This window comes from Cytobacillus sp. MT66 (genome assembly GCF_058792595.1).
Genome location: NZ_JBXAFB010000009.1, coordinates 161,763 through 175,627, shown reverse-complemented (window position 1 = coordinate 175,627; position 13,865 = coordinate 161,763). Strand labels below are relative to the sequence as shown.

At 41.0% G+C, this 13,865-nt stretch carries 14 protein-coding genes and 1 other annotated feature; of the genes, 11 read left to right on the top strand and 3 right to left on the bottom strand.

The window, feature by feature from the left end:
• Window positions 1-265 precede the first annotated feature (265 nt).
• The 3 genes from AC1Q59_RS17035 to AC1Q59_RS17025 all read left to right on the top strand — a co-directional run bounded on the left by AC1Q59_RS17035 (window position 266) and on the right by AC1Q59_RS17025 (window position 2,075).
• Window positions 266-529, top strand: a complete 264-nt coding sequence (locus AC1Q59_RS17035) for a YtzC family protein (protein WP_492367042.1) — start codon at window positions 266-268, stop codon at window positions 527-529.
• Window positions 530-541: 12 nt separating this feature from the next.
• Window positions 542-709 carry a glycogen biosynthesis protein GlgD gene (locus AC1Q59_RS17030; protein WP_492367041.1) on the top strand — a complete coding sequence of 56 codons (168 nt, stop codon included), beginning with the start codon at window positions 542-544 and terminating at the stop codon, window positions 707-709.
• Between the two features lie 184 nt (window positions 710-893).
• On the top strand, window positions 894-2,075 hold the full coding sequence (locus AC1Q59_RS17025; RefSeq protein ID WP_492367040.1) for an MDR family MFS transporter: 1,182 nt from the start codon (window positions 894-896) through the stop codon (window positions 2,073-2,075).
• On the opposite strand, the gene AC1Q59_RS17020 is transcribed toward AC1Q59_RS17025, so the two are convergent.
• Window positions 2,072-2,389, bottom strand: a complete 318-nt coding sequence (locus AC1Q59_RS17020) for a hypothetical protein (protein WP_492367039.1) — start codon at window positions 2,387-2,389, stop codon at window positions 2,072-2,074. The genes AC1Q59_RS17025 and AC1Q59_RS17020 overlap by 4 nt on opposite strands.
• Window positions 2,390-2,600: 211 nt before the next feature.
• Window positions 2,601-2,828 (top strand) — a binding site (T-box leader).
• A gap of 60 nt (window positions 2,829-2,888) precedes the next feature.
• Here AC1Q59_RS17020 and leuS point away from each other — a divergent pair.
• The 3 genes from leuS (at window position 2,889) to AC1Q59_RS17005 (ending at window position 5,967) form a co-directional block, all read left to right on the top strand.
• Entirely contained in the window at window positions 2,889-5,306 is a 2,418-nt protein-coding gene (leuS, locus tag AC1Q59_RS17015) for a leucine--tRNA ligase (RefSeq protein ID WP_492367038.1), read from the top strand.
• Between the two features lie 106 nt (window positions 5,307-5,412).
• Window positions 5,413-5,715, top strand: coding sequence for a rhodanese-like domain-containing protein (locus AC1Q59_RS17010; RefSeq protein WP_492367037.1), 303 nt, complete (start codon window positions 5,413-5,415; stop codon window positions 5,713-5,715).
• A gap of 69 nt (window positions 5,716-5,784) precedes the next feature.
• Window positions 5,785-5,967 carry a sporulation protein Cse60 gene (locus AC1Q59_RS17005; RefSeq protein WP_492367088.1) on the top strand — a complete coding sequence of 61 codons (183 nt, stop codon included), beginning with the start codon at window positions 5,785-5,787 and terminating at the stop codon, window positions 5,965-5,967.
• A gap of 19 nt (window positions 5,968-5,986) precedes the next feature.
• Here AC1Q59_RS17005 and AC1Q59_RS17000 read toward each other — a convergent pair whose 3' ends face one another.
• Window positions 5,987-7,249 carry a BaiN/RdsA family NAD(P)/FAD-dependent oxidoreductase gene (locus tag AC1Q59_RS17000; protein ID WP_492367036.1) on the bottom strand — a complete coding sequence of 421 codons (1,263 nt, stop codon included), beginning with the start codon at window positions 7,247-7,249 and terminating at the stop codon, window positions 5,987-5,989.
• 220 nt (window positions 7,250-7,469) lie between these two features.
• On the opposite strand from AC1Q59_RS17000, the gene AC1Q59_RS16995 reads away from it, so the two are divergent.
• A complete protein-coding gene (locus AC1Q59_RS16995; RefSeq protein WP_492367035.1) occupies window positions 7,470-9,080 on the top strand; it encodes a putative polysaccharide biosynthesis protein in 1,611 nt (536 codons plus the stop codon).
• A gap of 13 nt (window positions 9,081-9,093) precedes the next feature.
• Window positions 9,094-9,813, top strand: a complete 720-nt coding sequence (locus tag AC1Q59_RS16990) for a pseudouridine synthase (protein ID WP_492367034.1) — start codon at window positions 9,094-9,096, stop codon at window positions 9,811-9,813.
• A gap of 61 nt (window positions 9,814-9,874) precedes the next feature.
• On the opposite strand, the gene AC1Q59_RS16985 is transcribed toward AC1Q59_RS16990, so the two are convergent.
• Window positions 9,875-10,096 carry a DeoR family transcriptional regulator gene (locus AC1Q59_RS16985; protein ID WP_492367087.1) on the bottom strand — a complete coding sequence of 74 codons (222 nt, stop codon included), beginning with the start codon at window positions 10,094-10,096 and terminating at the stop codon, window positions 9,875-9,877.
• Between the two features lie 356 nt (window positions 10,097-10,452).
• On the opposite strand from AC1Q59_RS16985, the gene AC1Q59_RS16980 reads away from it, so the two are divergent.
• From AC1Q59_RS16980 to pepV, 3 genes are read left to right on the top strand one after another with little or no spacing between them, the layout of a single operon-like run.
• Window positions 10,453-11,166, top strand: a complete 714-nt coding sequence (locus tag AC1Q59_RS16980) for an ABC transporter ATP-binding protein (protein WP_492367033.1) — start codon at window positions 10,453-10,455, stop codon at window positions 11,164-11,166.
• Window positions 11,159-12,337 carry an ABC transporter permease gene (locus tag AC1Q59_RS16975; protein WP_492367032.1) on the top strand — a complete coding sequence of 393 codons (1,179 nt, stop codon included), beginning with the start codon at window positions 11,159-11,161 and terminating at the stop codon, window positions 12,335-12,337. Before AC1Q59_RS16980 ends, AC1Q59_RS16975 begins: the two co-directional genes overlap by 8 nt.
• A gap of 15 nt (window positions 12,338-12,352) precedes the next feature.
• Complete coding sequence (gene pepV / locus AC1Q59_RS16970) at window positions 12,353-13,771, top strand: dipeptidase PepV (RefSeq protein WP_492367031.1); 1,419 nt, start codon at window positions 12,353-12,355, stop codon at window positions 13,769-13,771.
• Window positions 13,772-13,865: the final 94 nt, after the last annotated feature.

Genomic DNA, 13,865 nt, shown 5'->3' with positions numbered 1-13,865 from the left:
CGATGTTGACTTATCGTAGGGAGGTGGGCGGAAGTCGTCTCGCCGCTGGCGCCCGGAGCTAGACATTTCTCAAAGTGAAATTTTCAAAAACTGCTATACATAACAAACATAATCTTATCACGAAGATTCCCCGTATTCCAAATGTAAATGTTTCATCCAAACTTGCCAATAACTTTTTTCTATAGGAAAAAGCAAAATGAACAAACTAAGGAATGAAGCGCAATTGCTTCTGATAAGACCCATTCTTGATCAGGAGGGGAATCACATGGCAACTAGGGAATCTATGGATAATCTCATCCAGCAGTGTGAAAAAGCTATTGAATATGCAAACGAGCAGCTCGAAACATCAAGCATGCAAGAGCATTATAATGCAGGGGGATATACAGATGCCATGCAATCATTAGAAGAGGCCTATAATGATCTGGCAAAAATGGCCCTTAGCGCCAATGCCCAGCAGAGGGAAAGATTGCATCGCATGAGACTGCAGCTGCAGCAGCTGCAGAATCAAATGACCATTAACCCGACCTAAGGAGAGAGAATATTGGTTAAAAAACGATCCAAGCAAAATAACCCGGAACAAAAAACACGCAATCAGCATAACAGCAACGATGTAGAATTTGGCCAGGAATATGATGTTGTTAAAGCCGCAAAGAAGAAGTATGAAAAAAGCGGCGGACAAAAGGTCAAATCTAAATTTCATCCAGAGTAAGTTTGAGCCCTTTGAGCCCTCCTTTTGGAGGGCTCTTTTATTGCCTGCCTGACCAATTAAAAAGAAAATTCCGTGTATGTGAAAACCGGTGATTTTTGATTGCAAGGGCAGTGAAAAAGACATAAAATTTACTTTGGCATTCGAAATAAAAACAATTAAATGGATGTTTGAAGGAGGGTTTTTCATGCCGCGTGCTTTATGGCTTTTAATTATTGGGATGGCGGTGAATGTGACAGGCTCTTCTTTTTTATGGCCATTAAATACGATATACATTCATGATCATTTGGGCAGGTCGTTATCCATGGCGGGGATTGTCCTCATGTTAAACTCTGGGGCAAGTGTATTGGGCAATTTAAGCGGAGGATACTTTTTTGATAAAATTGGCGGCTATAAGTCGATTTTGCTAGGTGCGATCATCTCTCTGTTTGCCGTGTGCGGATTAATTTTTTGGAATGGCTGGCCGGGATATGTGGTCTTTTTAACCATCTTAGGCTATGGCTCAGGAATGATTTTCCCATCGATGTACGCGATGGCAGGCTCGGTTTGGAAAGAAGGGGGCAGGAAAGCATTTAATGCCCTGTATGTCTCACAGAATTTAGGTGTGGCGATTGGAGCAGCTCTTGGCGGCTATGTTGCCTCTTTTTCTTTTGAATGGATCTTTATTGCTAACACGATTATGTATGTGATTTTTCTTGGAATCGCATTGTTCGGATATAAAGGAATACAAACAGCTGCTGCTGTGCAAAGTCCAGCTTTAAAAAGTGCTCCTGTTATAAAAAATTACACAAGGCTTTATGCTTTGCTTATATTATGTGCGGGCTATAGTCTATGCTGGGTTGGCTATGTTCAGTGGCAGACAACCATTGCTTCCTTCACGCAGGAATTGAATATTTCATTAAGGCAGTATAGCTTCCTTTGGGCGATTAATGGCGCTCTCATCGTTTTAGGACAGCCGGTTGTTAATATGCTTGTGAAGCATATTAAATCATTAAAAACACAAATTAATATCGGTATTTTAATCTTTATTGTTTCATTTATTATTGCATCAGGTGCACAGGAGTTTTCAGCCTTTTTTGCAGGAATGGTTGTCTTAACGATAGGTGAAATGCTCGTATGGCCTGCTGTGCCGACAATTGCAAACGTATTGGCGCCGAAAGGAAGAGAAGGCTTTTACCAGGGCATTGTTAACAGCATGGCAACAGGCGGCCGGATGATCGGTCCGCTTTTAGGAGGCCTTCTCGTTGATATATACGGAGTTTCTATGCTTTTTGTAATTATCATTATTCTGCTTGCTATCTCGATGGTAACAACCGTCCTCTATGATAAAAAATTAAAGCAAATAAAGACTTATGCACATGCTTCCTAACCTGCAGAACTTGCAGGTTTTTTCTTATCTAAAAAAACGACTTCTGTAAAGAAGCTTTTTAGAATGAGCCATCTCGCCGGATATGCATTGATGAAATCCTCAATGAGGTCTTCAGATGGGATCAGAAGATACTGGATATGGGTCCGTGTTTTTTTTAGGTCATACAAAAGCGCATGGGGAATGGTGTAGTAGTCATTTAATTGATGCGGATTAAGCTTAACCGGCTCAATATGGTTTTCCTGCATATATGATATGGCCGCACATTTGTGCCTATCAAGCTGATCATTTGCGGGAATTAAATAAATACCCTTCAAGCTAAACACTCCTTTCCTAGTATCTTTTTAGCCAAAATAAATAAAAAAGATACTGCATCTTGAAAGTAAGTTATTGTATCAAAATGTTTCACCATTTCCGCCCAGGTACATATAATGGGTAAACAAATGACCTAACGCATATTTCCCGTTAAGATGAGCATACTTGCATCTTGATGGGAAATTATATACAATAGCACTAAAATAATTATTATATTTAGCGTTGATAAGGAGCAGTAATGGTATGGTGCCTCGAATCTAGAGAGTTGACGGATGGTGCAAGTCAACCAGGCTGGCCATGAACTCGCCTTTGAGCTGCAGGTGTGAATAAATATATTAGTAATGCTTGCCGTGGTCCGCGTTAAGGATGAATGAAGTGAGTGACTCTGTCACTAATGTGGGTGGTACCGCGGGAGTTCTACATAATCCTCTCGTCCCTTATTGGGGCGAGAGTTTTTTAGTTTTTTAGCGAACGAATATTCGGTTTAGGAGGAAAAGAAAAATGAGTTTCAATCATCAGCAGATTGAAAAGAAATGGCAAGCCTACTGGGAAGAAAATAAAACATTTAAAACAACTGAAGATAAAAGCAAGCGTAAATTTTATGCGTTAGATATGTTTCCATATCCATCAGGCGCGGGGCTTCACGTTGGCCATCCAGAAGGATATACAGCAACAGACATCCTTTCCCGTATGAAACGGATGCAAGGCTATAATGTTCTTCACCCAATGGGATGGGATGCATTTGGACTTCCTGCCGAGCAATATGCATTAGATACAGGCAATGATCCTGCGGAATTTACAGAAAAGAATATTAATACCTTCCGCCGGCAAATTAAGGCATTAGGTTTTTCTTATGATTGGGATCGGGAAATTAATACAACAGATCCGAACTATTACAAATGGACCCAATGGATTTTCTTAAAGCTATATGAAAAAGGTCTTGCTTATATTGACGAAGTTGCGGTGAACTGGTGTCCTGCACTTGGCACGGTTCTAGCCAACGAAGAAGTCATTGATGGAAAAAGTGAGCGAGGCGGCCATCCGGTGATTCGGAAGCCAATGAGGCAGTGGGTGCTTAAAATTACTGAATATGCTGACAGGCTTCTTGAAGACCTTGAGCTATTAGACTGGCCGGAAAGCTTAAAAGAAATGCAACGCAACTGGATTGGACGATCTGAAGGTGCGGAAGTAACTTTCCAAATTGAAGGTCATGAAGGTACCTTTACCGTGTTTACTACCCGTCCAGATACGTTATTCGGCGCGACTTATGCCGTGCTTGCACCAGAACATAAGCTAGTAGATAAGATCACAACGGATGAGCAGCGCAGTGCTGTTGATGCTTATCTTGATGAGGTTCAGAAAAAGAGCGATTTGGAAAGAACGGATTTGGCAAAAGAAAAGACTGGTGTCTTTACTGGAGCCTATGCCATCAATCCTGTAAACGGCGAAAATATGCCGATTTGGATTGCTGACTATGTATTAGCAAGCTACGGAACTGGTGCCATTATGGCTGTTCCTGGCCATGATGAGCGCGACCATGAATTTGCCAAGAAGTTTGGTCTTCCAATTGTTGAAGTCGTTGCCGGCGGTAATGTAGATGAAGAAGCGTATACAGGCGACGGGGAACATGTTAATTCAGATTTCCTTAACGGACTAAATAAAGAAGAGGCTATTTCAAAGATGATTGCCTGGCTTGAGGAAAAAGGAGTTGGCACGAAGAAAATTACTTATCGCCTTCGTGACTGGCTATTTAGCCGCCAGCGCTACTGGGGTGAACCAATTCCGATTATCCATTGGGAGGACGGTACGATGACAGCTGTTCCAGATGACCAGCTTCCATTGCTTCTTCCAAAGACACAGGATATTAAGCCTTCAGGAACAGGTGAGTCACCGTTAGCCAACATTGAAGATTGGGTGAATATCGTTGACCCAGAAACAGGCAAAAAAGGCCGCAGAGAAACAAACACCATGCCGCAATGGGCTGGAAGCTGCTGGTACTTCTTGCGTTTTATAGATCCGCACAATCATGAAGCATTGGCTGATCCTGAAAAATTAAAAGAGTGGACTCCGGTAGATATTTATATTGGAGGGGCCGAGCACGCTGTACTTCACCTTTTATATGCGCGCTTTTGGCATAAATTCTTATATGATATTGGTGTGGTGCCAACGAAGGAGCCGTTCCAAAAACTTTTCAACCAGGGAATGATTCTGGGTGAAGGCAATGAAAAAATGAGTAAATCAAAAGGAAATGTTGTTAATCCTGATGATATTATTGAAAGTCATGGAGCTGATACACTTCGTTTGTATGAAATGTTCATGGGACCGCTTGATGCGTCTATTGCCTGGTCAACAAATGGTCTAGATGGTTCAAGAAGATTCCTTGACCGCGTATGGCGTCTGTTCATGGATGAAGATGGCAGCTTAAATGGCAAAATTAAGGATACAGAGGAAGCAAACGCCCTTGAAAAGGTATACCACCAAACAGTGAAAAAGGTTACAGAAGATTACGAGGGCTTGCGCTTTAATACAGCGATTTCGCAAATGATGGTCTTTATCAATGAAGCCTATAAAGCAGACGTGCTTCCGAAGCATTTTATGGAAGGATTTGTAAAGCTTCTTTCTCCAATCACTCCGCACGTAGCAGAGGAGCTTTGGGAAAAACTTGGGGCTAGTGAATCCATTGCCTACGAATCTTGGCCAGCATTTGATGAAGCAAAGCTTGTGGATGATGAAGTTGAAATCGTTATTCAAATCAATGGCAAGGTAAAGGCAAAGCTTCGCGTTCCATCTGATGCCCAAAAGGATGCGCTTGAAAAGATTGCTATGGATGATGTAAAAGTCAAAGAACAAATTGATGGTAAAACAATTAGAAAAGTTATTGCCGTTCCAGGCAAATTAGTTAATATTGTAGCGAATTAAGCCAACATCCTAAGCCTAAATAAACATCCTCCAAAATTGCGTTTTTGGAGGATGTTTTTTAATATAGGTGTAGCAACCTAATGATATGAAAGAAAGGAAGTCTTTAATGGAAATCCCAGAAATTACAACGGAAGAATTAGAAAAAAAATTGGCCGCTGGAGAAAAACTTGCTCTTGTAGATGTAAGGGAAGATGAGGAAGTGGCACATGGCATGATTCCAGGGGCTAAGCATATTCCAATGATGCAAATTCCCCAGAACTTGGACTATTTTGACAAAGATAAGGAATACATATTTATTTGCCGCTCTGGGGGCAGAAGCACCAATGTATGCCACTACATGCATGAACAAGGCTACAAAGTCCGCAACATGACTGGCGGCATGATGGAATGGAAGGGCGAAACAAAATAACAAGAATAAATATTGATTATTCTGTCAATGATGATGGCAAAGGTGGAAATTGTGAGGAAGGTGCCGGAGTTGATCCAGGTTAAGTTGTTTGATAAGGAGCATGAGAAGGATCTTGAGTTGGAGATGAACCGATTTCTGCAGCGCATTGAGGAAAAAAAGCTGATTGATATTAAGTACAACATTGCGGCAATGAATGAGGATGATGAAGAACAGATTTACTGTTTTTCAGCAATGATTATTTATCGAGCCTGAGGAAAACTCAGGCTCGCTGCTATTGTACACTTAAAGCTGCATTGGTTCCTGCCAGTCTGCCGGTAACTAGTGCAGAGGTAATATTATATCCGCCTGTATACCCATGGATATCAAGCACTTCTCCACAGAAAAACAGCCCGTCCATAAACTTAGATGCCATTGTCTTAGGATCGATTTCTTTGACAGAAACGCCTCCCCCAGTAACAAAGGCTTTTTCCAGTGGGAGTGTTCCATTGACTGCAAACTCAAATCCTTTGCATAGATGGGCAAAGACTCTTATTTTTTCATTTGAAATGGCAGCCCCCTGTGCGGTAGGATCGATATCGCTTTTTTCAAGCAAAAAAAGAAGATATCTTTCTGGGATAAAGCCCTTTAAAACATTTTTTATGCTTTTCTTGGGCTCTGCTTTTAGTTTTGCTGTTATCTCCTGATATAACGGCTCTTCTTTTTGGTCAGGAAGGGCATCAATCCGCACCATAACCTCTTGAAGGTTCCATTTTTTCATCGCTTTGACAACGAACTGGCTGCAACGCAGTACTGCAGGTCCACTAATGCCAAAATGTGTGAAGATCATATCCATGCGATGGGCGATAACTGCTTTTCCTTTTGGGTTGAGCACACTGAGTTCCACCGCTCTTAGGGAGAGTCCCTGCAGAGTCTTTTCTTTAATAAAAGGTTCAGCAGAGGTAACAGGAACTTCTGTAGGAAATAATTCCGTGACCGTATGGCCAGCTTTTTCTGCCCATGCATATCCATCGCCAGTTGAGCCGGTATGAGGGACGGATTTCCCGCCAACAGCAATGACAACCGATGCTGCATCAATGGTTTCACCATTCTTCAATTCAACTGCCCTGACTTTGCCATTTTCATAATGAACATCCGCCACAGGGCAATTCGTTTTTAAATCAACATTCAATTGGGCAAGTCTGGATAGAAGGGCATCAACGACAGACTGTGCTTTGTCGGTGACAGGAAACATCCGCCCATGATCCTCCTCCTTAAGCTGTATGCCCAGGCTTTCAAAGAAAGATATAATATCTTCGTTATTAAAAATGGAAAAAGCACTGTAAAGAAAGCGGCCATTTCCAGGAATATGCTTAATGATTTCATCAATGGGAAGCCTATTGGTGACATTGCATCTTCCCCCGCCAGATATGGCGAGCTTTCTGCCTAGCTTATTTCCTTTATCTATGAGCAGCACCCTGGCACGGTTCTCCGCTGCTCCAATGGCAGCCATTAAACCAGAGGGTCCGCCGCCTATAACAACCACATCATATTTCATATATTCACCAACTTCAAAATAAGATCTTTATTATTATAGCGAAAGAATGGATGGAATCATAATTTCTTTTGGTTCTCTGCTTGTTTAAAATGAAACTAGAAATCTAATAGGAAGAAGAGTAAACTACAAATAGTGTGCAAAAATGTTATCCCAGATTAACGGGCAAGAAGTCCCCGCTGGTTGAATTTTCACTTTATCGTTATTTTAAGGAGAAGAGATTATGTCATCAAAGCTCTTAAGGGGCACGTTTATCTTAACATTAGGCACCATTATATCAAAGGTGCTGGGTTTATTTTATGTTATCCCGTTTTATCATATTGTCGGCGACGATGGTAATGCTCTTTACCAGTTTGCTTATATTCCATATACAATTTTTATCAGTATTGCCACAGCGGGTGTTCCATTGGCAGTATCGAAATTTATTTCGAAATATAACGCCATTGAGGAATATGCCGTGGGGAGAAGGCTATACAAATCAGGGCAGATTGTGATGCTTGCTTCTGGGATTATATCATTCCTTGCCTTATATATGCTTGCACCTGTAATTGCAGAAATAAGTCCTCATGATGAAATTGTCACGGTAGAAGATGGCACGACAGTTATTCGGGCTGTCAGCTTTGCGCTTATTCTTGTCCCAATTATGAGCTTGACCCGCGGCTTTTTCCAAGGACACCAATCAATGGGCCCATCCGCCCTGTCCCAGGTCATTGAACAGATTGTCCGGATTGGTTTTGTCCTCATCGGAGCCTATGTTGTCTTGCATGTAATTGGCGGCAGCCTTGTTTCGGCCGTCAGTGTTGCTACATTTGCTGCTTTTATCGGTGCAATTGGCGGCCTTGCAAGTCTTGTGTGGTATTGGTATAAAAGAAAGCCATTTCTAGATGAGCTGCTTGCTCAAGATAAAGGAACAATAGAAATTTCTCTTAAGGACATGTATAAGGAAATTATCCTTTATGCCGCACCGTTTGTATTTGTCGGCATTGCCAATCCGCTCTTTCAATTTATTGATCAATTAACATTCAGCAAAGCCATGGATTCTATTGGGCTTGCAAAAGAAGCAGTAGGATCCTTTGCCGTTTTAAACTTTCAGACACATAAGCTTGTCATTATTCCTGTATCTTTAGCAACTGCCTTTTCACTGGCACTAGTGCCCAGCATTACAAAGGCTTTTGTTGAAAATGACCGCTCAAGCTTGAACTATCAGCTTAATCAGGCTTTCCAAGTATTACTGTATTTAACGCTTCCGGCTGCTATGGGACTTTCCCTTTTAGCTGAACCCGTCTTCACGATGTTTTACGATCATAAAGACCTGGGAACTGAAGTGTTAAGAGCCTATGCGCCAGTTGCTGTTTTATTTGCTTATTTCCTAGTAACTGCGGCTATCCTTCAGGGAATCAATGAACAACGGTTTACTGTATTAAGCCTTTTGACAGGGCTGTTAATTAAGCTTAGCTTAAATATCCCTTTCATTAAGTTATTTGAAACAAACGGGGCAGTTTATGCTACAGCAACTGGCTATCTGGCGGCCATTTTAATCAATCTTTTTGTGATAAAAAAATTTGCTGACTACCCATTTAAGCTCGTTATAAGAAGAAGCGTGCTCATTATCATATTTACAGCACTGATGCTTATGGGAGCGGGGGCAGCATACAAAATTCTTACATTATTTCTTTCACCGGAAACGACCTTCTCTGCCCTTTTAATTGTGAGCATTTGTGCGATTGTCGGGGCGGGAATCTACTTTTATCTAAGCTTTAAAACAAGGCTAATTTATTATCTATTTGGAGAAAAAGTAGATAGGGCAATGAAAAAACTGCGATTGCGCTCATAATAGGAGGAAGCAAATGCGAATAGATAAATTGCTGGCCAATTTAGGCTATGGCAGCAGAAAGGAAGTTAAGAAGCTTCTAAAAGATGGAATTGTTATAGTGAATGATCAAAAAATTAAGGATCCAAAGCAGCATGTCGACCCTAAGAAGGACGCCGTTATTATTAATGGCGAAACAGTCGATTATAAGGAGTTTATTTATCTGCTGATGAATAAACCGCAGGGGGTCATCTCTGCAACAGAGGATAGTGAGCATGAGACGGTTCTGGATTTATTGGAAATGGAGGATGCTATTTATTCTCCTTTCCCCGTTGGACGCCTTGACAAAGACACTGAGGGCCTTTTGCTGTTAACAAATGATGGCCAGCTTGCCCATCGCCTGTTATCTCCGAAAAAGCATGTGCCGAAAACTTACTTTGCTGTAATTAATAGTGAAGTAACAGAGGAGGATGCTGAGGCTTTTAAAAAGGGAGTTGTTCTGGACGACGGATATAAAACCAAACCGGGAGAATTGAACATCCTTAAATCCGGACTGACATCAGATATTGAACTGACAATCACAGAAGGAAAGTTTCATCAGGTTAAAAGAATGTTTGAGGCTGTTGGAAAACGGGTTATGTATCTGCAAAGAATTTCAATGGGGCCGCTGAAGCTTGATGAATCACTTGAGCCCGGGGAATATAGAGAACTCACTGATGAAGAACTCGATCAACTATTGAGCTATGAAGTAAAATGAAAAAATCGCCATAGGCGATTTTTTTCGTATATGATTCTTATTCTGGCCATTTCAAATTCACTTAGGATGACATTTTTACTTTTCGATTGGTAGTTGTCCATTTTCCTCGGCTAGGGCTTTTTACTAAATCGTTATACACGAGTACATTCAGATCCCTTTGAATCGTGCGAGGAGTAATACCAAATTCCTCTACAAGCTCCTGAGTTGTTACAGTTCCACGCTTATTAATAAACATGTAGACGGACTTGATACGGTTTAACATCCGGTTAGTTGAAGGTTTCAAAGAACCACTCCCTATCCTTTTTTCAAACCAATGGCAATATCCTGCAACCGGCAGCTTAGTTGAAGAAACAAGTTCTTCAAGCATATGTAGTTTTCTTTTCCACAGCCATCTCCTTTTTCAGGTGATTTCTTAAAATATCATCCTTTATTAACATTGTACCCCGATTTTTTTGCAAATTCTACAATCTTGTGAAATTATCAAAATTTTATTGGATATTCCTTCCTCCTTTTCTTTTTTTACAATAATATGTTGCAAGGTGCTTGGAATATGTTTGAAAATTTGGATATATTAAATATTTCTTATCGATAAAAAACTTTTCCAAGTTTTAATCGTAATATTAATCAGGAGGTTAGGAGATGACGTTACTACATGTAAATATAAAAAGGTCAGGTTATGAAAAGGAAAAGGCGATCATTCGCAATGTTTCATTTGAAATTGGCGAAGGTGAGCTTATCGGATTGATTGGACCGAATGGTGCGGGAAAAAGTACAACCATTAAGACCATATTAGGTCTTTTGGAAAATAAAGATTCGGAAATATCTTTTCGGAATAACGCAACCTATTCATATATTCCGGAACGGCCAATCTTTTACGACGAACTCACTCTTTGGGAACATCTTGATTTTATTTCTGCTGTTGAAGGAATCGACAATAAAAAATACAAGTGTCAGGCACGGGAATTGCTCGAGCGTTATAAATTAGCAGAACATGCCCACGAATTCCCCAGAACCTATTCAAAGGGAATGCAGCAAAAAGCAATGCTGATTCTAGCGATGATCACAGAGCCGGACGTCTATATTATTGATGAGCCTTTTATCGGTCTGGATCCTGATGCAATGAAACTTTTTCTCGCATCTATCGAACAGGAGCAAAGACGCGGGGCGGGAATCCTGATGTCCACACACGTACTGGATACAGCAGAGAAGGTGTGCGGGAGATTTTTAATCATACATAACGGCACTTTGCAGGCCTCAGGGACGCTTGAAGAGATAAGAACCCAATGCGGTCTCCCTAACGCAAGCTTATATGATTGCTACCATTACATTGCGCATGGGTCAAAAGATGAGTAGCAGACAGATATTCACTTCGCGGCTGATCAAAGGATGGAAATATCAATACGGTGTCATCCGCTCCATCGCCGATTGGACGATTATGCTTTATCTCGTTATTCCGTTCACAATTATTTCTGTGTTGATCTATCGGTCCTGGTGGCTTGAAACACCTGTGTGGCTGGAACATATTCCGTTAATTATTCTATATTTGGTTATCTATGCTTTTTCCTGGAGCGGCAATATTCATACCCTTGTGGAGGAAGCGGATAAGGTATTTTTAATTAGGGATCGAAATCTCTATTATGGCATGAAAAAATGGGGCTATGCCTTTTCGCTGATTGTTCAAATGTTTGCTTCGGCAATGCTCATCGGATTAGCCCTGCCATTTTTAAGAAATCTCTATCACCTGGATTGGCAGGAAATATCCGTTTGGCTCTGGTATTTTATTGCCTTAAAGCCGGTGATTCTATATTTAAAATTTCAATTAAGAAAAATAGACAAAAGGCTGAAGAAACTAGGTGCTGGATTTCTGCTGTTTATCCTTTTAAGCTGGGTGAGCCAAGGGATTTTTTATGTCTGGGATAAAGGAGCTTTTCCTTTTATCTACTTATTTGGCGCTGCCGCGGCTGCTGTCTTCATTTTTCTGACTTTAAAACTATTAATAAAGATCTCTGCGATCGAGCATGAGATTGATATGGGAATGAGAGATAGAACAAAGTATATTGAATTAATTTTTACGGCTTCTTACGATATTGAAAAACCTATATATATGCCAAAAAGAAGCAAGCCATTGCTGTTTCGAAAATCAAAGGTGGTCTTTAGAAAACGCACAAAAATAAATGGATTTTTGGAGCTGTTTATAAAAATATTTATTCGAAACTACTCCTATATCGGCGGGTATTTTCAAATGATCTCGATTACGTCGGCTGCTTTGGTGATCATACCGCCCTATTGGATCAAAGCTATTATTTTTGTAGGGTTCCTCATTATGATGTATTCTTGGCTTGTTGCCATCTGGGATAGGATTACCTTATCCAACCCGATTCATAGACACTATCGGGAAAGTATCTCCTATTTTTCTGCAAGAAATAGGGCAGTTCGTATCTTATTTGTTTTGGCCATTGTCATTCTTGCCATAATAATGATGGGCTGGATATCTGTCATGTCTTATTTTAGAGGCTATTTTTAAAGGAGGGTTCTAAAAATGGGCGAAATAGATTGGATAAAAGAAGTGGAACAAAGGAAAGAGGCCTTGATTGAAGACGCGAAAGGTCTTTTGCAAATAAAAAGTGTTCTTGATGAAGAAAATGCAACAGCGGATGCACCCTTAGGCGAAGGCGTAAAGGAAGCCCTTGATTATATGCTTCAGCTTGGTGAGAAAGATGGGTTTATCGCCAAAAATGTTGGGAATGTTTCCGGGCATCTGGAGTTTGGCCAAGGGAAAGAGATTATTGGAGTTCTTTGTCATGTAGACGTGGTGCCTGAAGGGGATGGCTGGTCAAGCGACCCATTTGGTGCTGAGATCAGGAATGGAAAGATTTTTGCCAGAGGGGCCATTGATGATAAAGGGCCGACAATGGCAGCCTATTATGCAATGAAAATTGTAAAAGAGCTTGGCCTGCCATTAAAAAAGCGTGTGCGGATGATTATCGGTACAGATGAGGAAAGTGATTGGCGCTGTGTAGAGCACTATTTCAAGCATGAAGAAATGCCGGCCATGGGTTTTGCCCCGGATGCTGATTTTCCGATTATATATGCAGAAAAAGGAATCTCTGATTTTGACCTCGTGCAAAAGGATGCCATTGACAAAGGATGCGAAAACGAAAAAATCGAGGTCATTACTTTTCAATCTGGCAGAAGGTACAATATGGTTCCCGACTTTGCTAAGGCTTCCCTCGTTGTAAAAGGAGAATCAACCGAGATCATACAAAAATATACAGATTTTCTTAAACAGCATGAACTGAAGGGCCAATTTTATGTGGAAAATGGCGAGCTGGTTCTCGAAGCAAAAGGGATATCTGCCCATGGAATGGAGCCTGATCATGGAAAAAATGCAGGCTTATATATGGCAAAGTTTTTATCAGAATTGCTGCTGGATGGACAAGCCAAGCGCTATGCTGATTTTGTTATCCGATATTTTTGGCAGGATTCGCGAGGGCATAATTTGGGCATCGCCTATTCTGATGATATTACAGGCGATCTAACCATCAATACCGGAAAGCTTTCATACGAAAAGACAAGCGGCGGAAGACTTGGGTTGAATTTACGCTACCCTGTCACCAGCCAAATGGATGAAATTAAAGCGGTGCTCGAAAGGCTTTTGGCTAATGAAGGTTTTGCACTTGAAAACTTCTCAGATTCTAAGCCGCACCATGTCGATGAAAAAAATGTGCTGATTCAGACATTAAAAAAAGTGTATGAAGAACAGACGGGGCAAACAGCGAAGTTAATTGCCATTGGCGGCGGGACCTATGCCCGTTCATTAGAGTCTGGTGTTGCCTTTGGACCATTATTCCCCGGAAGAGATGACATCGCCCATCAAAAGGATGAATATATGTACATTGAGGACCTTTTAAAGGCAACAGCTATTTATGCCCAAGCGATTTATGAGCTGGCAAAGTAATTTATCTAATCATTAACTTAACTGCTGTTAATCTAGCAGGAAGAACCAGTGTATCGGGCTGGTTCTTTTTTCGTGCGCAAACATTTGCTAAAAT

Excerpts from the sequence above, each read along its gene's own strand:
- pepV (WP_492367031.1), top strand. The coding sequence starts at position 12,353 with ATGGGCGAAATAGATTGGATAAAAGAAGTGGAACAAAGGAAAGAGGCC.
- AC1Q59_RS16980 (WP_492367033.1), top strand. The coding sequence starts at position 10,453 with ATGACGTTACTACATGTAAATATAAAAAGGTCAGGTTATGAAAAGGAA.
- AC1Q59_RS17010 (WP_492367037.1), top strand. The coding sequence starts at position 5,413 with ATGGAAATCCCAGAAATTACAACGGAAGAATTAGAAAAAAAATTGGCC.
- leuS (WP_492367038.1), top strand. The coding sequence starts at position 2,889 with ATGAGTTTCAATCATCAGCAGATTGAAAAGAAATGGCAAGCCTACTGG.
- AC1Q59_RS17035 (WP_492367042.1), top strand. The coding sequence starts at position 266 with ATGGCAACTAGGGAATCTATGGATAATCTCATCCAGCAGTGTGAAAAA.
- AC1Q59_RS16995 (WP_492367035.1), top strand. The coding sequence starts at position 7,470 with ATGTCATCAAAGCTCTTAAGGGGCACGTTTATCTTAACATTAGGCACC.
- AC1Q59_RS16990 (WP_492367034.1), top strand. The coding sequence starts at position 9,094 with ATGCGAATAGATAAATTGCTGGCCAATTTAGGCTATGGCAGCAGAAAG.
- AC1Q59_RS16975 (WP_492367032.1), top strand. The coding sequence starts at position 11,159 with ATGAGTAGCAGACAGATATTCACTTCGCGGCTGATCAAAGGATGGAAA.
- AC1Q59_RS17025 (WP_492367040.1), top strand. The coding sequence starts at position 894 with ATGCCGCGTGCTTTATGGCTTTTAATTATTGGGATGGCGGTGAATGTG.
- AC1Q59_RS17000 (WP_492367036.1), bottom strand. The coding sequence starts at position 7,249 with ATGAAATATGATGTGGTTGTTATAGGCGGCGGACCCTCTGGTTTAATG.